We start from the raw sequence: 20,090 nt of genomic DNA, 5'->3' as shown, positions 1-20,090 counted from the left end.
CTGCCGGTCGGGGCGTGCGCGAAGCTTGTGCTCCTAGAACCTGTGGCGAATGCCAACGCGTCCGACCAACTGCTTGCCGTTCGACGAAATGGCGGTGGTATCGGTGATGGCAGCGACTGCCGGACCGCCGGTAGAGTCGTCGCCGATAGCACGCTGGTAGAGCGCCATCACATATACGTCGGTACGCTTGGACAGCGAGTAGTCGAGCGCCGCGTCGTATTGCAGATACTTCCCGCTTTCGACTGATTTTCCGTTCCGCTCCGTGAGCGAATTGCGATCGACGTAGTCGGATGCCAACAGCAACTGCAATCCGGGCGAGATCCGATAGATGAAATTGACCTGCACGTCATTGAAGGTCGCCGTGCTACCCGTCGCGTAGCCACCGGCCGGACCCTTGGCGCCGGTCGGCATCGGATTACTACCCAGATTCATGAACTTGGCGTTCGTATACGTGACGCCGAGCGTCGCCGACCCCAACTTGTAGGATCCGCCGAAATCGATCAACTGAAACGTGTTTGCGCTCATGAAGCCGGAGTAGATCGGCGTCATCAAGGTTTCGGGCAGACTCGAAGCGGCAGTGCTAAACATGCCGGTGCCCGGGTTGCGCGCGTTCAGGTAGGCAGCGCCAACGGCGACCGGCCCCCGGTTATACGAAGCGCCGAGCGACCAGATCTGGTTGTTGGTGAAGTTTCCAGCCGTACCGCCGAGACTGTACGTACCACCGAATTTCAGGCCCGAATAGTTCGGGCTGGCATATTTGATGGTGTTGTTATCGTGGTAATCGATGTTCGAGTTATCGAGGTCGCCCGGGTGCGCGCCGTAGACGCCGCCGCCCAACTGCCCGGCTGCGAGTGGAGCCGCATAATCGAAAACCGAGTCGTACTGGCGACCGAGGGTGACCGTGCCGTACGGAGTCGCGAGGCCAACCCAGGCCTGGCGGCCGAACAAAAGGCCGTTCTGGCTCAGCGCGCCGCTGTTGCCGTTAAAGCCGTTTTCGAGCAGGAATACCGCCTTCATGCCACCGCCGAGGTCCTCGGCGCCGGTCAGCCCCCACCGGTTGCCCTGCATCACGCTCCCGGCTAACTGGTATTGGTGGCCGCCTTTGTTGTTGGTGATCATGTCGAACCCTTCGTCGATAATGCCGTACAGGGTGACACTGCTTTGTGCGTGTGCGGCGCCGGCTAATGTGCCGAGCGCGACGAGGGCGATAGTTGATTTTTTCATCTGGTGGACGATTGTTGTTTTACTGTCTAAACAGAGCCTGTCGCAACCGGACGAAGCAACGCCAATCAAACCGCATGGAAGCGGCTGATACGTTATGGAGCGTCACACTCGAGACAGGAGTCCGTAACGTCAGCTTGTCGCTGACGACTTAACAGAGCCAACAATGCCACTACACAGCATGCTCTTAAATCAGGGTAAATTCGAAGCAGAATGTTCTATCACGCCACCCGATAACTTTGCTATGCTTTGCGGCGAGGCGCCATCCGTAGCCGCGCATCTGCGCTCCTAGCCGGTTACGGACTCCCAGGCTTCTCCAATCGGTCGGCGGGTATCCTTTAGGTCAGAAGCGGACATAGCTTCGATTTTGAAGACCGAGACTGCGTCCCGCAGCGCTGTCGCCTGCTCGGACATGGCCTGCGCGGCCGCCGATGCCTGCTCCACGAGCGCCGCGTTCTGCTGTGTCACCTCGTCCATCTGACCGACCGCGTTGTTCACCTGCTCGATTCCGGTACCCTGTTCTTCAGAAGCCGTTGCGATTTCGCTCATGATGTCAGTCATCTCGCGTACCGCCTTCACGATGTCATGCATCGTTGCGCCAGCCCGTTCGACCTGCTCCGAGCCTTCGGCCACATGCTGGACCGAATCGTGAATCAATTCCTTGATTTCTTTCGCAGCACTCGCGCTGCGCTGCGCCAGCGTCCGGACTTCGCCCGCGACGACCGCGAACCCCCTGCCCTGCTCGCCGGCCCGGGCCGCCTCGACCGCTGCGTTGAGCGCGAGAATATTGGTCTGAAACGCAATCCCTTCGATTACCGAAATAATCTCGGCGACCCTATCCGAGCTCCGTGAAATCGACTGCATCGTTTCGACCACCTGATGCACCACTTCACCTCCGCGCATCGCGACTGCACAGGCTCCTCCCGCCAGCGCGTTCGCCTGTTTCGCATTTGCCGTGTTCTGACGCACCGTCGAAGTCAGTTCCTCCATGCTCGCCGCGGTTTCCTCGAGCGATGCTGCCTGCTCCTCCGTACGCTGGGAGAGATCCATATTTCCCTGCGCAATTTCTCCGGCAGAAATCTTGATCGACTCGGCTGACGACTGGATACCCGCAACGATCGACTTGAGTTGCTGCCGCATAGACTCCAGCGACGCCATCAGGCTAGCGTGATCGTTCGGCGCCACAGGCACTGCAACCGACAGGTCACCTTGCGCAATGCGCGCCGCAACATCCGCTGCATCGGCTGGCTCTCCGCCCAGCGATCGCACGATCCCGCGGGTAATCCAGATTCCCAGCGCAACCGCAAGAAGCACGGTCATCGCACCCGCCGCCGCAAGCACGAGCTTTGTTGCCAAGGCTAACGCTGCGACCTCGTTAGAGCGTCTGTCGAGTTCCATCTGCTCAGCGCTGTCGAATTCGGCCGCGACCTTCCTATAGTGACCCATGAACGGCTTGTCATTCCCCTGCCTGAAATAGTCCGACAACGCATTCCAGGGTTGTTGACCCGCGGTTACGTCTCTGCGCAGCCCGATCAGTTTCTCGTCGATCTCCTTGACCTTTGTGCGCATCTCACTCAAGGTTTTGAGTCTTTGTTGCTGGTCGGGATCGTCGGCTGTCAACGAGCGAGCCACGTTCAGCGCCTTGTCAAACTGCTCACTCCCTGCGTTGTACGGCTCCAGCAATGGTTCGGTTCCGGACGCGACGAATTCACGCACACTCGCTTCCATCTTGATCATATTGGTCAACATGTCATCGCTGGTGCGCAGGACCTGGTAGCTACGAACGTTCCAACCGTTCGCCTGATTGAGCCGGAGGAAGTTGATGATGGAGATCGTGTTTCCAACCAGCGAAACGACTACAACTGCGCCGAACGTTGCGGCAAGCTTTCTGCCTACGGTCATCCTCATGAACTTATCCCCGGGGTGACATACCACCTTTACTGCGTGGATATTTTGAAGTTATGCACTCGCGTCTGTCGCAAACCGTTTCTCAAGGCCGAGGCCGAGCGCCTTCCCAGGCGCGCTGGAGCAGCGCTCGAAGGGGAACAGCCTCCACTGGACGCGGATTCCAGTAGGGATTCGACAAGGCTACTTCGCATGCCTGATCAAGATCGGACTCGCTCAGTCCAATCTCACGCAACCCGCGTGGCACACCGAGTTCCAGGCTCAGTTCGTACAGTCCATCTGCGGCGACATCCACGTTGAGTGCCCGCGCAATACGTGTCATTGCGTCATCTGCGACGATGCTGTTATACGCGAGTGCATGCGGAAGAACGATCGCATGCGTCTCCGCATGCGGCAGATTGAAGGTGCCTCCAAGGGTATGGCAAAGCTTGTGATGAAGTGCCATTCCTACGCTGCCGAGAACCGTCCCGCACAGCCACGCCCCGTAGAGGCACTCACTGCGCGCTTCTCTGTTCGTGCTGCTCGCTTTCACGCCACGCAGACCTTTAGCGAGCGCGCGGATTCCCTCTTCAGCCATCAGCGACATGACGGGGTTTCCATCCTTTGCATACAGGCCCTCGGCAGCGTGAGCAATCGCGTTCAAGCCGCTCACCACCGAAAGGCCGATCGGCAAACCGAGCGATAGCTCCGGATCGTAGAGCACTGTTTTCGGAAGTACCTTTGCGTCGCGCCCGGTCCGCTTGAGTCCCCCTTCGGTTATGCCGTATATCGGCGTCATCTCCGAACCGGCATACGTCGTCGGAATCGCGATAATCGGCAGCGACGACTCGAGCGCGATGGCTTTGCCAAGGCCAATGGTCGAGCCGCCGCCAATGGCTACCGCGCAGTCGGCGTCGACCGACTTCGCATGCTCGCGAGCACGTCGGGCGTTTTCAATGGGCACATGCATCTGCGCGCCGTCGAAAACGCCGGCACTCGAGGGGCCGAGGAGAGAGGAAACGATCTCGGCCTGCTCTCGCTGCTCCGGCGTGCACAGAACCAGCGCCCTGCGCGCTCCCAGCGTCTCAACTTCCTGCTGGATGAGTTTCATGCTGCCTGCGCCGAAAATCACCCGGGAGGCAGGCGTCGTATACGTAAAGTCGTACATAAGATCTGGATTTCCTCGTTATGGGAAACAGCGTTCGGGCTCAGATGTAATCCACCTGATGCCTGGCAATACGACTATCTCCGACGATCTGCTTAACGCGGATATGCTCGGGATGAACCGCATACGCTTCAAGCGACTCATGACTCTCGAACTCGGTGTAGAGCACGACGTCACAGGCGTAATCGACTCCGCTGACGTCCACGCCGACCTCCAGCTTTGTGAGCCCCGGGATTTTGCCAGTGAGACTTTCGAAGGCACTCTTTACAAGCTGAGCCGTTTCCTTCTTTTGCTCGGGTGTATCACCGCGAACATCCCACATAACGATGTGCTTGATCATGTCGATTCCGTATTAACTTCCAATGCCTTGGGAAACCATGCGCGAGCGTCCCTGCGGGTACTTGCCCACATAGATCGACTGCCCACTTGCCCGCTGAAATTTTCCAGGTCCAGGTGCACGTCATCTGACGGCACCTCCGAAACACAATGCTCAAGCCTTGTTCTTGTTGTAGACGTCCACAAAAACCGCCGCGAGCAACACTATCCCCTTGATCACCTGCTGATAGTCGACGCCAATGCCCATAATGGACATCCCGTTGTTCATCACGCCCATGATGAAAGCGCCCACGACCGCACCGACCACCTTCCCAACACCGCCAGAAGCAGACGCACCGCCAATAAAGCACGCAGCAATCACATCGAGTTCAAAGCCCGTACCTGCTTTCGGTGTGCCGCTGTTCAGGCGAGCCGCGAAGATGAGACCGGCCAACGCCGCCAGCACACCCATATTCACGAAGGTCATGAAGCTGACTGCAGGAACACTGACCCCCGACAATCTGGCTGCTTTCGCGTTGCCCCCCACTGCATAGATACGACGGCCAATGGTGGTGCGATTCATGATGAATGTGTAAACACCAATCAGCACGCCCATGATGACGAGAACCGTCGGCAGACCGCGATACGACGCGAGGATGTAGCAGAGAAAGACGATCAGGCCGGTGAGGATAACGTTCTTCGCGATGAACATCGAAAACGATCCGCTGGTCATACCGTATTTCGTTGCGCTCGCGCGGTGCCGAAGCTCGATCACGAAGAAGAGCACGCCCACCAGAATTCCAAGCAGGATGGACGTGATGTGCAGATTCTGGCCGTGAAAAACGTCGGGAATGAAGCCGGAGCTGACCGTAGCGAACGCGTCCGGGAAAGGCCCAATGGACTGGCCCTGAAGCACGAGGTTGGTGAGGCCGCGAAACACTAGCATGCCGGCCAGCGTGACGATGAACGACGGCATCCGCCAGAACGCAATCCAGTAACCCTGAATGGCTCCGATCAGCGCGCCGGTGATGATGCAGATGACAGTGGCCAGCACGTAGTTGACATTGAACTGCACCATCAGAACCGCCGCGAGCGCGCCCACCAGTCCGGCGGTCGAACCGACCGAGAGATCGATATGGCCTGCGACGATCACCATCAGCATACCGAGCGCCATGATGACGATATAACTGTTCTGAAGCACCAGATTCGTCAGATTGAGCGGCTGCATCAACACACCGTTCGTCGACACCTGGAAGAATGCCATGATGACGATGAGCGAAATCAGCAGTCCGTATTCACTCGCGCCCCGCTTGAACGCGCGAACGATTTCGCTTTTTTCAACTCCGGCTTCCTGCGGCGCCGCCGGCGAAAGTACCTTACGCATTTTAGATGCCTCCATTTCGCATGATTGCCCGCATGATCTTCTCCTGCGAGACTTCCTCCGCGGTGAACTCGCCAACAAAGCGGCCTTCGTTCATCACATAAACGCGGTCGCACATGCCAAGAAGCTCCGGCATTTCCGAAGAAATCATGACCACGCACTTGCCCGCTTCAACCGCCTGATTGATGATGCTGTAAATTTCGTATTTCGCGCCCACATCGATGCCTCGCGTGGGCTCATCCAGAATGAGTACTTCGGGCCCCGAAAACAGCCATTTGCTGAGCACCACTTTCTGCTGATTGCCGCCGGACAGATTGGCGACCACATGGGTTACCCCTTGGGCGCGGATACGGAGCTTCTTCAGAAAATCTGCCGCAACCGTCATTTCCTCGTGTTCGTTAATAACCCCGAGTTTCGACACGCCCGTGAGGTTCGCCAGTGTGATGTTTCGCTGGATGTTGTCGTCAAGGATCAGACCGTTTCCTTTCCGGTCTTCCGTCACATACGCAAGGCCTGCCTTGATGGCCTTCTGCACCGACGAAACGTCTACCGGCTTTCCGTGCATGAGCACGGTTCCGGAAATGTCCTGCCCGTACGTTCCGCCAAAAACACTCATGGCAAGCTCGGTACGCCCGGATCCCATCAGACCGGCGATACCCACGATTTCGCCTTTTCGTGCCTTCAGATTGACGCCCTTGATGACAGCGCGGTCCCGCTGGGTTGGATGCTGTACGCGCCAATCCCTGACCTCGAAGATCACGTCGCCGATCTTCGGCACACGCTTCGGGTAGCGGTCCGACATCTCACGGCCGACCATCGCCTTGATGATGCGGTCTTCGCTCACACTTTCCGCCTTGCAGTCGAGCGCATCGACCGTGGAGCCGTCGCGGATGACCGTGATGCCATCGGCAACGCGTGAAATCTCGTTGAGCTTGTGCGAAATGATGATGGACGTCACGCCACGCGCCTTCAGCTCCAGCAGGAGATTGAGCAGCGTATCGCTGTCCTTTTCGTTGAGGCTTGCCGTGGGTTCGTCGAGGATCAACAGACGGACCTCTTTCGACAGCGCCTTGGCAATTTCGACCAGCTGCTGTTTACCGATGCCGAGCGTGCCTACGGGCGTATCGGGAGAGTCAGTCAGACCGACCTTCGATAGCAGTTCCTTTGCCTTGGACCGGGAGTCTTGCCAGTCGATCACGCCTCGCTTCGACTGCTCGTTGCCCAAGAAGATGTTCTCGGTAATCGAGAGCATGGGCACGAGTGCGAGTTCCTGATGGATGATGATGATCCCGACCTGCTCGCTGTCTGAGATATCCGAGAACGCGCGATCTTCACCGTCGTAGACCACATTTCCTGCGAAAGAGCCGTGCGGATAAACGCCACTCAAGATCTTCATCAGCGTCGACTTACCCGCGCCGTTCTCGCCGCATATGGCGTGAATCTCGCCTTTTCGGACTTTAAGATTGACGTTGTTCAGGGCTTTGACCGCGCCAAAGCTTTTCTGAATTTCGCTCATCTCCAGAATGGTTTCCATCGTCGTACTCCTCAGGTCGATCAACTGCAACAGACCTCTGTTCGGTGCCGGCTGCAAATGCGCCGCCGGCACCCTCATTGGCCTGCGATTTGTTACTTCAACTGCGCCTGCGTGTAGTACCCGCTCGTGACCAGTTCCGGCTGCCAGTTGTCCTTGTCGACGAGGATGGGCTTCACGAGGTAGGTCGGAACGATCTTGGCCCCGTTGTTGTAGCTCTTCGTGTCGTTCACAGGTACGGGCTTTCCGGTCAGCGCGTCGTCCACGATGTCGGCCGTGATGCTGGCCAGCTTGCGCGTGTCCTTGAATACCGTGGTCGTCTGGTCGCCGCGGATAATGCCCTTGACGTTCTGCAGGTCGGCGTCCTGTCCCGTGACGATCGGCATCGGTTGTTGCGGTGTGCCATAGCCGACACCCTTGAGCGACGAGATCACACCGATCGCGATGGCATCGTTCGGCGTCCAAACGGCATCGAGCCGGTTGTTGCCGTAGAAAGCGCTCAGCAGGTTATCCATACGCGACTGCGCCGTAGCGCCGTCCCAGTTGCGCGTAGCAACCTTGTCGAATTCCACCTGCTTGCTGCGAACCACGAACTTGCCGCTGTCGATATATGGCTTGAGCACCGACATCCCGCCGGCGTAGACCATATGAGCGTTGTTGTCGTCGGACGAGCCGCCGAATACCTCAATGTCGAAAGGCGTCTTGCTGCCCCTCTTCTGCCAGGCGGCAACGATACTCTGCGCCTGCAGAACACCCACACCATAATTGTCGAACGTGGCGTAGTAGTCGACGTTCTTGGTCTGGCTGATCAGGCGATCGTACGAGATAACCTTGATGCCCTTCTGTTGCGCAAGCGCCAGCGCGTCGGAGAAGGTCTTACCGTCAATCGGGGCAATCACGAGCACCTTGACGCCCTTGGCCAGCATGTTCTCGACCTGGTTGACCTGCGTCGGCACGTCATAGTTGGCGTACTGGAGATCCGAGGAATAGCCTTTCGCCTTCAGCGCGTCGACCATGCTCTTACCATCGGTGATCCACCGCGACTCCGTCTTGTCGGGGAGGGAAATCCCAATGACCCCTTTGTCCTGGGCGTAAGCGCATACCGACACCGCGGACAATGTAATCGAAGCGGCCAAAGCCACCGCAACGTTCTTGATCATGTTCATCGTTTTGTCTCCTGATAAGGACTACATAGTTAACGTCTGACTATCGTTAGCCAGTTTCTACTGACCGGCCCCGAAAAGAGACCGGCCGTTTTCCTTCCTAGTCGATAAAGATCTCGGCTCCGGCCTGCTTCGAAGAAGCAAACATCGACTCAATGACGCGGCTGATGTTGTATGCCTGTGTGGCGGGGACAACCGACGGGGTACCGTTGCGAAGCGCGTCGAAGAACGCGTTCGATTCGCGGTCGAAGTAAACCGGATTGCCGATTTCAGCAATGTCGGGGGAATATTCGGTCTTCTTCGTGGCCCAGATTTCCGGGAAGCTCGTTTCCTGCCATTCGGTCCATCCTTCCGGATGGGCGCCCTTACCCGCGTCGTAAATCTTGTAGCTCGACGGCAGCGAACGGGAGGACATGATGCCTTCGGTGCCGTACGCCGTGATGTCCCAGCTTTCCGTCCAAGGCAGCACGTCCCACGACATGAAGTCGATGACGACGATCTTGTCTTCGTAGTTCAACACAGCGCCCGCAGCATCTTCGCGAGACTCGTCGCCATGGAAGTTCGGGAACTTCGTGATGCGGGCATTGACGGATCGCGGCAAGCCAAAGTGCAGGAGAATGCGGTCTACCAGATGGCAGCCGATGACAAAGACAGCGCCGCCGATGTCGCCCGGTTGGGTCATGTGAGCCGTGCCTGCCTCGTCATGCGAACAACCGCCGTGCGCACGCACCTGGACGACCTTGCCGAGGCGGCCGCTCTTCAGCGCTGCCTGCATGGCGTCAACCGACGGAGCAAAGCGCCAGCAATAGCCCACCTGCACGAGACCGCCGGTACGCTCGACCGCCTCGACAATCCGTTTGGCATCCGCGGAACTGCGGCCTGCGGGCTTTTCGCACAGCACCGACTTGCCGGCCTCGAGTGCTTCAATGGTCAGGTCGGCCATCTTCTCGCTCTTCGAGTGCACGAGCACCACGTGCACGTTGTCGTCAGCGAGCATATCGTCTTTCGTGCGCACTTCCAGACCGAGCGCATCCACGAATGGCTCGAGCAGCGGACTGGTGTCCCACGCGCCGAGCATCTTCGCGTCGGTACGACGCTGGATCGCCTTGACCCGACCGGACGTGTGCGGATGCGTAATACCGAGGCACGCCACGCCTAACGTTTCGTTGGCACCAATCTTTCGTGTCATGTCTTATCTCCTCCGGATTTCCCGTTACACCTTGACCGTCTTCTCCGACACCGCGGACTCGAGCGCACACTCAGCCAGACGCAATGCCTTGAGGCCGTCCTGCACCGAGGTCGGCAGGGGCGAATTCGTACGCAGCGCTTCGACGAATGCTTCGAGCTCGGCCTTGTAAGCCGCTTCATAGCGCTCGAGGAAGAAGTTCAGGAGCGGTTCGCGAACATCGGTTGCGTCCTTCGTCCAGCGACGGATCGTCGAGGGGCGAAGGTTTTCCTGCAGAAGCATGCCCTTGGAGCCGGACACTTCCATACGCTGGTCGTAGCCGTACAGCGCCTCGCGACAGCAATTGATGTGACATTGCTTGCCCGACGCGGTGCGAAGCTGCACCATCACCGTGTCGAAGTCGCCGAGCGCTTCCAGCGACGGATCGACGAGCCGGCTTGCGGTTGCCATGACTTCGACCGGCTCTTCGCCCAGCAGCCAGCGGGCCATGTCGAGATCGTGAATCACCATATCGCGGAAGATCCCGCCGGAGTGCTCGACGTAATCGCGCGGCGGCATGCCCGGATCGCGACTGGAGATGATGACCTGGCGCACTTCGCCGACATCGCCTGCATCGATCGCCTTGCGGAAGGCCTGGGACGTCGGATCGAAGCGACGATTAAACGCGAGCATCACACGGCCGCCGAGGCGTTCGACCGTGTTAGCCGCGGCGAGCGACTTTTCCATGTCGAGGTCGATAGGCTTCTCGCACAGCACAGCCTTGCCGTTCGCCACGGCTTTCAACATGAATGTGATGTGGGTATCCGTCGGCGTGCCGATGACCACAGCATCGATGTCATCGCGATCGAGCACGGCCGAGGCATCCGTCGACGCTTCACAGCCAAGTCTTTCCGCAAGCGAGGTCGCGGCCTTCTCAACAGGATCCGCGACGACGACCAGTTTTGCGTTCGGGCTCGCGGCGACGTTGCCAGCGTGAATGCGACCAATGCGGCCAGCACCGAGTACGGCGATTCGAATCATGTGAGTCTCCAGAAGTACTTTGTGGGTTTAAGGTCAGGCGCGTCAGACGGAAGCCGCGCTCTTTGCCGAGAACTGAGCGACGGTAGTGTCATAGGCGCGCTTCGCCATCTCGTCGAGCGGCAACTTCCGGTGCGTCTCGGAGATAAGCTCCACGCCGTAGTAAGGAAGCGTGCACCCCGCGTGTTGCAGAGCATCAATGAAGGCAGGACAGTCGCCTGCACCTTCGCCACAAAGCTGACGGTTAAAGCTCGAGTCCTCGAACAGCGTCCCTTTGATCTGCGCGGCTACGTCGTTCAGTTCCACACCGGTGATGAAGCGCGCCGGGATTTTGGCAACTTCGCTATAGGGGCTGCCACCGCGAGCGACGTGCCAGTGGTCGACCATCAGGCCACCGTTGGGCTGGTCGGCACCTTCAGTAATCTTCAGCGCTTCCCCGATGTTTCGGATGGGGGAGAAAGGCATGAACTCGATTGCAACCGTCGCGCCAACCGTCGCGACGTCTTCGCAAAGTTTCGCGAATTCGTCGGTCATGCGCGCAAAGTCGGCCGGACTTTCATCGAAGGGGCTCGCGCCGATCTTCAGATTGCGCATGCCAAGCTCGCCGCCCAGCTCGATGACACGGCGACGGAAATTATCCGATTTGACACGCGCCTCGCCATCGAGGTACCAGTCCATGAGAATTTCGAGCTCGAAGTACTTCATGCCGGTGTCGTCCAGAATACGCTTGACGCCAGAGAGCCCGTATTTCTCGACGCTATGCTCGAGGTCATCGAGGATGAGGCCGACGCCGCTCCAGCCAGCACGCGATGCCGCTTCGCAACGATCTCGCAGCGGGAACGGGCTGACTTCGACCGGGCCACACGGATAGACATCGCCCGCAATGGTCCAGTACGCCGCCAGCAGTTCAATTTTCTTCGCGCTCATGTGTAGTACTCCTGTTTCTCAGTTTCATCGGTTCGTCGACGGCACACGCTCCCGCGTGCCAAACGGTTACGGGGTTGGCCGCGTGGGCCTGGTAGACGTTGCGAGCGTGAAGTCCCACGACACAGACCAGAACGGTGATGAGAACCCGACACGCCTGGCGGCTTCCGGGTCGTCAACCTTGTTGAATTCGGCGATGAGTTCACGCTTGACGCCGAAGACCGCGTCCTCAGGAAGGTACGGGCAGTCCGGCGTGAAGATGTGGGTAATGACGGGCTCGTAGCCCGGCGCGGTCACAATGAAATGGAGGTGGGCCGCGCGATTCGGGTGGCGCCCCATTGCACCAAGGAGTTTGCCGACCGGGCCGTCCGACGGAATCGGATAGTGACGCGGCTTGACGGACTTGAACCAGTAGCGGCCCTCCGCATCCGAAGTAAATGCGCCACGCAAATTCGAATCGGGCTGAATCCCTTTTTGCTGCACGTCGTAGAAGCCATCGTCATTGGTCTGCCAGACTTCGAGCTTCGCGTTCGGAATCGATGTGCCGTCAATGTCCGTCACACGCCCAGCTACGACCAGAGGTTCGCCCTTTCCGTCGAGACAGATGTTGGCGCCGTTTTCGTACTCCGGCGAATTCGCAACATAGAACGGGCCGAGAATCGTGTTGGGCGTCGCTCCGCTCGGCCGGCGATGATTGATCGCGTCGACGAGCATCGAGACGCCCAGGATGTCCGACAGCAGGATGTACTCCTGGCGCCAGTCGGTACACATATGACCGGTTTCAGTCAGGAACTGGATGGCGGTGAACCATTCTTCATGCGTCGGCTCGATTTCCTTCACCGCTGCATGCAGATGCTTGACCAGAACTGTCATGACCTGCCGCAGCCGTTCGTCGACATTCGGCGCCATGCGCGCGTTGACGACGTCGGCCGAGTGCGTTTCATCGAAATACGGCGATGGGGATGGCGATTCAGAGGGTGCTGCAGATTGCATGGAGCGTCTCCTTCAATGTTTTCGTACCGCTTTGAGACGAGTCTATATTCCCCGCAGCCGGCAAAACAGAGCTAAAAAGGGAATCTCTTTCGCGATGAATGGGAAACTGGGAAACAGCAGCCGGGATTACCCTGGCCACGTGACTATTACGCTGTCCAGTGACGCTCGTACTCGTTCTGCTGAAACCGCTCGACGAGTGCATCGATAAACAGCCGAACCTTCACCGGCATATGCGCGCGTGTCTGAAAGGCAATGTTGATCGTCAGCCGCGGCAAATCCCAGTCATTCAGCACAGGGACGAGGCGGCCGGCTTTGAGGTCGTCGTAGACGATGTACTTGGGCTGCACGAGGATGCCCATGCCGTCGAGGGCCGCGACCCGCAATATCTGGCCGTCGTTGGATTCGAGGAGAGGCTTGACCTTGACGAGAACTGATTCGCCCGTTCGGCAAAACGCGAGCTCGCGCGGATTGTCGGCGAGTGCGTAATTCAATACCTTGTGCCGGGTCAGTTCCGCGGGAAGGCGTGGCGAGCCATTTGCTTCGAGATACGAAGGAGCCGCGGCCAATATTCGCCGGGTCGAGGCAAGCCGCTTTACCGTTATGTTGCTGTCTGCTTCAAGAACCTTGGTACGGATGGCGACGTCGATGCCATTTTCAATGATGTCGTGGTAGCGATTCGCCGCCACCACATCTACCGTAATGTCTGGATAACGCGCTGTAAATTCCGGAAGCATCGGTGCAACGTGCAGCATGCAGAACGAGAGCGATGCCGTAACACGCAGTACGCCACTCGGTCGAACTGTCGCCTCCTTGATAACGGACTCGGCTTCACCCAGATCTGCGAGTATGGACTTACAACGTCGATGGAACTCTGCCCCAGCTTGCGTGAGATAAAGATTGCGTGTCGTCCTGCGCACGAGCTGGACGCCAAGCCGGGTTTCCAGCGCGATCAGGTACCGGCTTGCCGCAGAGATGGAAAGGTCCACGACCTCCGCGGCGCGGCTTATGCTGCCCGACTCGGCAACCTCGACAAAAAGCCGTAGTTCCTTGAACTGATCCATCTCTTATCAGCTCGGAATGCAATTGCTGCGGTGGCCTTGGGTGGCTTCGATTTCACCTGCTTGCCCCAATGCGATCGCTCGCGCAACGCCGGATAAACTGCCTTGCACAGTGTCTCTCTCCATTTATAGGCCAAGCATAGTCCCAGGAACCATCGCCGGGGCAGCGGAAACACATCAAAAACACCTCAGGAATTTTCTCCCATTCCGGCCCGCGTCAGCGGTGTCGCCATCTTCATGGGGCGAATACGCGGCAAAACGCCTGACGGAAAGGGTTTTCCGTCAGGCAAACCAGATGTGACCGCCACCGCGACATGAACCCTTGCGTGTCTCCTAGAACTGGGTGGCGACACCTGCGATTACGCCGAACTGGCTCTTGCCATAGTTCGGGTTGGTGCTGGACGCGTTGCTGTTCGTCGGGTCGTCGTTGCTGTTCGCACCGTACAGCCCACTGTCGAGCCCAAGGTTGGACGTCGAACTGTTGCGGACGTAACCGAGCTCGGTATACAGAAGCGTGCGCTTCGACAGCGAATAGTTCGTACCCAGTGTGTATAGCGTCGCGTTGCCATTACCCCGGTTGGCATTGGCGTGGTAAACCGCACCGGTGACCGAAAGCGCCGTCGTCGTGTGCCAGATCGCCCCAAGCCACTCGTGATTGACCGCTGTCGGCAGCGATGTGCCTGCCGGCAGCGTGCTTGGAGTGGCCGTCCCATAGTATCCGGCATTGGACGCATCGGGTGCGCTGAGGTGCTGATAGCCGATGAACGCTACGACCGGGCCAATTGCGTACGTTCCACCCGTGAGGATCGAGCGCGAGGCCAGGTACACATTGCTGAACTGGCCGTTAGGATCGCGCACCTCATCGTATGTCGCCTGCCAGAAAAGGCTGCCGGTCTGATACGAAAGCTTGATGCCGTCCGTTCTCCCCTGCGCACTACCCAAGCCGCTTGAGGTTCCCAACTGGCCCGGCGCGCTTCCCGGACTTCCGGAGTTCCATTTCGTCGAGTTTGTCAGGTCGTATTGGCCTTGCACCGTGAATCCGCCTACCAGCGGCGACAGATACTCTATGCCGTTACCCGCCTGCGAAAAGATCCGGCCACGCACCAGTGTACCGATCGCATATTTCTCGGTCTGTTGAGGATCGACATCGCCCGAATACTGGCTGATTTCAGCCGAGCCCATATTGCCTAACTTCACTTGACCCCACGTGTCGTTATGCAAACCGACGGTCGCCTGCCCCTCGAAGAAGCTGCCGTTGGCAAAGCTACCGTTGACTGTGTTGAGGCGAGACTCAAGGTGGAAAATGGCCTGGGTACCGCCGCCGATATCTTCTGCGCCCTTGAGGCCAAATCTCGACTGGGCCCATCCCCCGCTCTCTGCGCCGAACACGTGCCCCTTCGGCATACCGGTCTCGTATGCGATCCCGTTGTCTACGATGCCATACAGCGTGACGCTGCTTTGCGCAATCGCCGACGCCGCCGCTGTCATTGCAAACATCCCAATCAGAACCTTCCTCATCACATCTCCTATATATGTAGTACTACTATTTTAATCGCCGGTCCAATGTAAACCTGACTACGGCGATTTGATGCTGCCGGCAATTTCAGATCCAGGTGGGAGCGCGTGCCATCAGCGACTCGCACGGAGATGCCACGCTCTCCCGAATCCGGTTCAAAGAAAATCAGGTCTGCCGACTATCCTGCTGGTTCAGTTGCGCTCGCTTGTTGCAGTTGCTAGCCGTTCGACAACAACAAGATCCAGGCGGTTGCTGAACGCGTTCGCTGAGTGCGGTTGGTCGAAGGACAGGGGGATCACCAAGCTGGGGCTGCTTGCGGTAAGGCGCGTCTCCATCGTCGTTCTCGTTTGACTCTGGCCCGAGTGTATATTCGTCAACGATGGAGACATAGAGCCGAAAGGGGAATCTCTTTCGCAGAAATCGGGAAAATCGAAGCGGTCAAGGACCAGCCGAACAGTTGACGTAACGCGCGGCGACCACGCATACACCAGACTGGTGTCCGTTAGCGAATCATGCATGGTTCGTCACATCAGGATATCCCTACATCAGTTTCAGCAACACCCTATGGATAGCACCTTCAGTCTCCGCCGTTTCAGCCGTATACCTGTAGTGACCGAACTCCGAAACCGCTAATGGGCATCTTCGCCCTTTAGTCATTGAAGAAAGCCACTATGCCGACCTTTATGTCCAACTTGCCCATCGCCAAACGACTGGGTGCCGGTTTTGTGCTGGTATTGATCATGTCGTTGATCAGCATCGTCATAGGGCTTGCGCGCCTCTCGTCTGTGGCGCAGGCAACCCGCGATATGGTTGCCAGTCCAATCCGGACCGAGCGGCTTATCAACGACTGGTCGCGCAACATCAATACCGCTGTCACCCGCACAACCGCGATCGCCAAGAGCGCTGACCCAAGCCTCGCCAGTTACTTCGTGGAGGAAGCCGCAGCTTCGTCCAAGGTGTCGGGAGCGTTGCAAAAGTCGATAGAAGCTTTGATGAGTTCGGACGAGGAAAAGTCCTTGTTTGCCGCCATTGGCGAACAGCGCAAGATTTTCATTTCTACCCGCGACGAGATCTACGCGCTGAAAAAGGCGGGCAAAGCCGACGAGGCGAACCAGGTGCTGGAGCAAAAGTTCATACCGGCCTCCCGGCTCTTCGTGACGAAAATTGATGCCCTGGTGAACCATCAGCGCGAGGAAATTGACACGGTGGCAACGCAGATCGACGCCAACTACCAGTTCAGCCGCACGCTGATGATTGCTTTGGGAGTGGTCAGCCTGCTGCTGAGCGTGGTGTGCGCGTGGCTCATCTCCGGGAGTATCACCAGGCCGCTGGTGAAGGCCTCCGCGGTGGCCCGTCAGGTCGCCGAAGGCGATTTGACCGCCCGTATCGACAATCACAGCACCGACGAAGTCGGCCAGTTGCTCAGCAGCCTGAGAGACATGCAAAGCAGCCTGGTGCGCGTTGTCTCCAACGTGCGCTCCGGATCGGAAAACGTGGCCACTGCCAGCGCCGAAATCGCGCAAGGCAACGACGACCTCAGCGCTCGCACGGAAAGTCAGGCCAGCGCCCTGGAACAAACCGCCGCCTCCATGGAAGAGCTCGGCTCCACCGTGCGCCAGAACGCCGACAACGCCCGTCAGGCGAACCAGTTGGCCATGAACACCTCCACAGTCGCCGTCCAGTGTGGCGAAGTCGTCAACCAGGTCGTGGAGACCATGAAGGGTATCAACGACAGCTCCAGGAAAATCGCCGACATCATTGGCGTGATTGATGGCATTGCCTTCCAGACCAACATCCTCGCCCTGAACGCAGCGGTGGAGTCAGCCCGGGCCGGCGAGCAAGGCCGTGGCTTCGCGGTAGTAGCCAACGAAGTGCGCAGCCTGGCCGCGCGTTCCGCCGATGCCGCCAAGGAAATCAAAAAGCTTATCAACGCCAGCGTGGAACGCGTCGCACAAGGCTCGGCCCAGGTCGAGCAGGCCGGTCTCACCATGTCCGAAGTCGTCCGTTCCATTCGCCACGTCACCGATACCATGGGTGAGATCAGTGCCGCCAGCAACGAACAATCGTTGGGCGTCGCTCAGGTCGGTGAGGCTGTCACGCAGATGGACGAGGCGACCCAGCAGAACGCAGCGCTGGTGGAACAAATGGCGGCCGCGGCCAGCAGCCTGCGCAGTCAGTCTCACGAGCTGGTACAAGTCGTCTCGGTTTTCAAACTCGCTAGCTAATAATCACGAGCCGGCGACCGCAAGCACGCGGATCGTCGCGTACGTATGGTTTGTCCGCCAGCGCTTATTCCCGCGCTTTGCTTTTATAGGCGCCAGGAAAGTGCCCGGTCAGTACGTATTCACAGACTGATCGGCGTCGTTCGCTGGTCGAATTGGCCGGCAGCCTTTCAGTCGACCGTCATGCCATGAGTCGCGCAAACCTGCCGCATCGCGCGCAGGACGATCGGCTGCATCTGCAGACTCAACGAATCGGGATTGGCTTCAAGGTACTTATCGACAATGGTGCCCACTTGTCGCGCGTCGGCATGCATCGTTCCAATGCACTGCCGAAGTTTCTCGATCTTCGCATCTGGCGCGCCAAAGACAGGAGCGTAAGAGAATCCGTCGAGCACACCAATCACGTAAGCGGTACGCATCGATTGGCTTCCGCTTTGAAAGGATTTGCCCGTGAGAAATCCGTTGTTGATATCGGACGCCGGACTCGCGTGTGCGATGGAGCAAACTGTCATAAGCAAGGCCGCGGCCATTGATCTGTTCATCTGATGTCGATTCGGAGGGATGGGGGTGCGCTATTGTGGGCCGCTATTGTGACGATTTCCGGACCGACGCCCGAGGTCGACTGCAAAAACTAGCCCGGCGGCCGCGATCCGAGCAGAAGTATGTCAACCAGCCTTTTCGCGCTTTGCTGCCAGTCCGGCGCAGACGCGACGTTGGAAACGCCCACGAGAGCGCGCAGCAGATCCAGCGGCACGAGGTCGGCGCGAATGTCGCCGCTGTCCACGGCGCGCGTCACAAGCGACTGGATCGCGTCCTTGATCTGGGTCCCGGACGATTCGAACAGCTTCGTCGACCCTCCCACGATTGAGTTCAATGCAGGCGCGATGATCTTCTTGGTGGCGATGTAGTCGACGAAAAGCATCATCCAGGATCGCAACGCATCAAGCGGAGGCAATGACTCGGTCAGCCTTCGCGCCTCCTCCGCAAGCTTGCCCACCTCAGCACGGTAGACACTCTCCAGCAGCGCCTCACGCGTGGGAAAGTGCCGGTAGACCGTGCCTACGCCGACGCCCGCCTGACGTGCCACGTCATCGAGACTGACGTCGCTTCCCGCGTGCGTAAACGCCGTTTTTGCTTCTTCGAGGATGCGCTCGCGATTGCGTAGCGCGTCGGCCCGGGGCTTTCGTTCTTTTGGCGTCGAGTGACTCACTGCAGGTTGAATCCTTGCAAGCGGAGAATTTCTCCGGTTGATATACTGAAAAAAGCGGAGAGAGTCTCCGTTTTATCCCGGACGGGGAATGGCGTCAACGCTATTGTGATGGAGAAGCGGAAATGGCTGAGAAATTTGGAGCAACTTCAACGACAGACGACGTGCTTGCAGGCGTCGATCTTCACGGCAAGCGAATTCTTGTCACCGGTGTTTCGGCGGGACTCGGTGTGGAGACCGCCCGGGCGCTTGCAGCGCACGGAGCGAGCGTGATCGGGGCGGCCAGAGACCTGGCAAAAGCGGAGCTGGCGATTGCCGAAGCGCGGCGCGATGCCGCCGCGGCAGGCGGCAGTATCGACCTGGTCGAACTCGACCTCGCAAGCCTCGAGAGCGTCCGGGCTTGCGCCGACAAGCTATTGGCCGAGGGCAAACCGCTCGACGTCATCATTACGAATGCCGGCGTAATGGCGACGCCCTTCGGCAAAACCGCAGACGGATTCGAGACGCAATTCGGCACGAATCATCTGGGGCATTTCGTGCTCGTGAATCGCCTGGCGTCGCTGATTCCGTCTGGTGGTCGAGTGGTCGCACTGGCGTCATCCGGGCACCGTTTCGCGGACGTGGATCTCGACGATCCCGGCTTTGAGCGTACGCCTTACGAGTCGTTTCTCGCCTACGGCCGCTCCAAGACCGCGAACATCCTCTTCGCGGTTGCTTTCGATCAGCGACATCGCGCGCGCGGAGTGCGGGCAGCCGCTGTTCATCCTGGCGGGATTCACACGGAGCTGGCCCGCCATATGGACGAGAGCCAGCTGACTGCACTCGTGGACAGGATCAACAGTCAGCTGGCATCGGAGGGGAAAGGACCGTTCCAGTTCAAGACGATCCCGCAGGGTGCGGCGACTTCGGTATGGGCCGCGGCGGTGGCGGCAGCCGAAGACGTGGGAGGCAGATATTGCGAAAACTGCCACGTAAGCGAAGTCGTGGCGGACGATGTTGTCATCACGCCCGTCAGCGAGGGCGTTCGCCGCTACGCTCTCGACGTTGCGAATGCCGACGCACTCTGGCGCAAGAGCGAAGAGATGGTTGGCGAGTCGTTCTGACCAACGCTTCGTCCAGCGTCATCGAAACGGGGCCCGCCGCGCCTTGACCCATATCTTTGGCGCGGCCACCTGTGACAGCGCAACTTTCCTCACAGCTCAAATCGGTGAGAACGATAGGATCATCACAAACAGCGCGACAATTGTCGCAATTCTCCTGCCGAATGCCGGTCGAATAGGGGCTAAATGTTATTGACGCATCATATG

Annotated in this window: 17 protein-coding genes; 2 read left to right on the top strand and 15 right to left on the bottom strand. The window is 58.6% G+C overall.

Features of this window, described 5'->3' with window-relative positions; translation table 11 throughout:
* Positions 1-33: 33 nt before the first annotated feature.
* From P3T17_RS10285 to P3T17_RS10225, 13 genes are all read right to left on the bottom strand, one after another.
* Positions 34-1,224: a porin gene (locus P3T17_RS10285; protein WP_429406398.1), complete on the bottom strand. Its 1,191-nt coding sequence runs from the start codon at positions 1,222-1,224 to the stop codon at positions 34-36.
* Positions 1,225-1,509: 285 nt separating this feature from the next.
* Entirely contained in the window at positions 1,510-3,123 is a 1,614-nt protein-coding gene (locus tag P3T17_RS10280; protein WP_429406499.1) for a methyl-accepting chemotaxis protein, read from the bottom strand.
* Between the two features lie 88 nt (positions 3,124-3,211).
* The gene (locus tag P3T17_RS10275) at positions 3,212-4,273 is read right to left on the bottom strand and encodes a maleylacetate reductase (protein ID WP_429406396.1); all 1,062 of its coding nucleotides are present in this window, start codon (positions 4,271-4,273) and stop codon (positions 3,212-3,214) included.
* 40 nt (positions 4,274-4,313) lie between these two features.
* A complete protein-coding gene (locus tag P3T17_RS10270) occupies positions 4,314-4,610 on the bottom strand; it encodes a Dabb family protein (RefSeq protein ID WP_429406394.1) in 297 nt (98 codons plus the stop codon).
* A gap of 150 nt (positions 4,611-4,760) precedes the next feature.
* Positions 4,761-5,969 (bottom strand): multiple monosaccharide ABC transporter permease, encoded by a 1,209-nt coding sequence (mmsB, locus tag P3T17_RS10265; protein ID WP_074267253.1) that lies wholly within the window; start codon positions 5,967-5,969, stop codon positions 4,761-4,763.
* 1 nt (position 5,970) lies between these two features.
* On the bottom strand, positions 5,971-7,500 hold the full coding sequence (mmsA, locus tag P3T17_RS10260; protein ID WP_429406497.1) for a multiple monosaccharide ABC transporter ATP-binding protein: 1,530 nt from the start codon (positions 7,498-7,500) through the stop codon (positions 5,971-5,973).
* Positions 7,501-7,592: 92 nt separating this feature from the next.
* Positions 7,593-8,663 carry a multiple monosaccharide ABC transporter substrate-binding protein gene (gene chvE / locus P3T17_RS10255; RefSeq protein WP_074267251.1) on the bottom strand — a complete coding sequence of 357 codons (1,071 nt, stop codon included), beginning with the start codon at positions 8,661-8,663 and terminating at the stop codon, positions 7,593-7,595.
* A 97-nt stretch (positions 8,664-8,760) separates the two neighbouring features.
* On the bottom strand, positions 8,761-9,849 hold the full coding sequence (locus P3T17_RS10250; protein ID WP_429406392.1) for a Gfo/Idh/MocA family protein: 1,089 nt from the start codon (positions 9,847-9,849) through the stop codon (positions 8,761-8,763).
* 24 nt (positions 9,850-9,873) lie between these two features.
* Positions 9,874-10,866, bottom strand: coding sequence for an inositol 2-dehydrogenase (iolG, locus tag P3T17_RS10245; RefSeq protein WP_074267249.1), 993 nt, complete (start codon positions 10,864-10,866; stop codon positions 9,874-9,876).
* 42 nt (positions 10,867-10,908) lie between these two features.
* Entirely contained in the window at positions 10,909-11,790 is an 882-nt protein-coding gene (locus P3T17_RS10240) for a sugar phosphate isomerase/epimerase family protein (protein ID WP_429406390.1), read from the bottom strand.
* Positions 11,791-11,856: 66 nt separating this feature from the next.
* Positions 11,857-12,780: an intradiol ring-cleavage dioxygenase gene (locus P3T17_RS10235; protein ID WP_429406388.1), complete on the bottom strand. Its 924-nt coding sequence runs from the start codon at positions 12,778-12,780 to the stop codon at positions 11,857-11,859.
* A 146-nt stretch (positions 12,781-12,926) separates the two neighbouring features.
* The gene (locus P3T17_RS10230) at positions 12,927-13,841 is read right to left on the bottom strand and encodes a LysR family transcriptional regulator (RefSeq protein ID WP_429406387.1); all 915 of its coding nucleotides are present in this window, start codon (positions 13,839-13,841) and stop codon (positions 12,927-12,929) included.
* A gap of 330 nt (positions 13,842-14,171) precedes the next feature.
* Entirely contained in the window at positions 14,172-15,356 is a 1,185-nt protein-coding gene (locus P3T17_RS10225) for a porin (RefSeq protein ID WP_429406385.1), read from the bottom strand.
* A 669-nt stretch (positions 15,357-16,025) separates the two neighbouring features.
* On the opposite strand from P3T17_RS10225, the gene P3T17_RS10220 reads away from it, so the two are divergent.
* Entirely contained in the window at positions 16,026-17,579 is a 1,554-nt protein-coding gene (locus tag P3T17_RS10220; protein WP_429406383.1) for a methyl-accepting chemotaxis protein, read from the top strand.
* 167 nt (positions 17,580-17,746) lie between these two features.
* Here P3T17_RS10220 and P3T17_RS10215 read toward each other — a convergent pair whose 3' ends face one another.
* Together P3T17_RS10215 and P3T17_RS10210 are read right to left on the bottom strand one after the other, a co-directional pair.
* Complete coding sequence (locus P3T17_RS10215) at positions 17,747-18,106, bottom strand: Rap1a/Tai family immunity protein (protein ID WP_074267244.1); 360 nt, start codon at positions 18,104-18,106, stop codon at positions 17,747-17,749.
* Between the two features lie 101 nt (positions 18,107-18,207).
* A complete protein-coding gene (locus tag P3T17_RS10210; protein ID WP_429406381.1) occupies positions 18,208-18,786 on the bottom strand; it encodes a TetR/AcrR family transcriptional regulator in 579 nt (192 codons plus the stop codon).
* A gap of 122 nt (positions 18,787-18,908) precedes the next feature.
* Here P3T17_RS10210 and P3T17_RS10205 point away from each other — a divergent pair, with 122 nt between their 5' ends.
* Entirely contained in the window at positions 18,909-19,886 is a 978-nt protein-coding gene (locus P3T17_RS10205) for an SDR family NAD(P)-dependent oxidoreductase (RefSeq protein ID WP_429406379.1), read from the top strand.
* Positions 19,887-20,090 lie beyond the last annotated feature (204 nt).

Origin of the sequence: Paraburkholderia sp. GAS82 (assembly GCF_050436285.1) — a bacterium.
Taxonomy (GTDB): Bacteria; Pseudomonadota; Gammaproteobacteria; order Burkholderiales; family Burkholderiaceae; genus Paraburkholderia; species Paraburkholderia phenazinium_B.
The sequence above is the reverse complement of the archived record's forward strand: the minus strand, read 5'-3'. Positions and strand labels throughout refer to the sequence as shown.

Coding starts and splice junctions, on each gene's coding strand:
- P3T17_RS10285 (WP_429406398.1), bottom strand. CDS start 1,224: ATGAAAAAATCAACTATCGCCCTCGTCGCGCTCGGCACATTAGCCGGC.
- P3T17_RS10280 (WP_429406499.1), bottom strand. CDS start 3,123: ATGACCGTAGGCAGAAAGCTTGCCGCAACGTTCGGCGCAGTTGTAGTC.
- P3T17_RS10275 (WP_429406396.1), bottom strand. CDS start 4,273: ATGTACGACTTTACGTATACGACGCCTGCCTCCCGGGTGATTTTCGGC.
- P3T17_RS10270 (WP_429406394.1), bottom strand. CDS start 4,610: ATGATCAAGCACATCGTTATGTGGGATGTTCGCGGTGATACACCCGAG.
- mmsB (WP_074267253.1), bottom strand. CDS start 5,969: ATGCGTAAGGTACTTTCGCCGGCGGCGCCGCAGGAAGCCGGAGTTGAA.
- mmsA (WP_429406497.1), bottom strand. CDS start 7,500: ATGGAAACCATTCTGGAGATGAGCGAAATTCAGAAAAGCTTTGGCGCG.
- chvE (WP_074267251.1), bottom strand. CDS start 8,663: ATGAACATGATCAAGAACGTTGCGGTGGCTTTGGCCGCTTCGATTACA.
- P3T17_RS10250 (WP_429406392.1), bottom strand. CDS start 9,849: ATGACACGAAAGATTGGTGCCAACGAAACGTTAGGCGTGGCGTGCCTC.
- iolG (WP_074267249.1), bottom strand. CDS start 10,866: ATGATTCGAATCGCCGTACTCGGTGCTGGCCGCATTGGTCGCATTCAC.
- P3T17_RS10240 (WP_429406390.1), bottom strand. CDS start 11,790: ATGAGCGCGAAGAAAATTGAACTGCTGGCGGCGTACTGGACCATTGCG.
- P3T17_RS10235 (WP_429406388.1), bottom strand. CDS start 12,780: ATGCAATCTGCAGCACCCTCTGAATCGCCATCCCCATCGCCGTATTTC.
- P3T17_RS10230 (WP_429406387.1), bottom strand. CDS start 13,841: ATGGATCAGTTCAAGGAACTACGGCTTTTTGTCGAGGTTGCCGAGTCG.
- P3T17_RS10225 (WP_429406385.1), bottom strand. CDS start 15,356: ATGAGGAAGGTTCTGATTGGGATGTTTGCAATGACAGCGGCGGCGTCG.
- P3T17_RS10220 (WP_429406383.1), top strand. CDS start 16,026: ATGCCGACCTTTATGTCCAACTTGCCCATCGCCAAACGACTGGGTGCC.
- P3T17_RS10215 (WP_074267244.1), bottom strand. CDS start 18,106: ATGGCCGCGGCCTTGCTTATGACAGTTTGCTCCATCGCACACGCGAGT.
- P3T17_RS10205 (WP_429406379.1), top strand. CDS start 18,909: ATGGCTGAGAAATTTGGAGCAACTTCAACGACAGACGACGTGCTTGCA.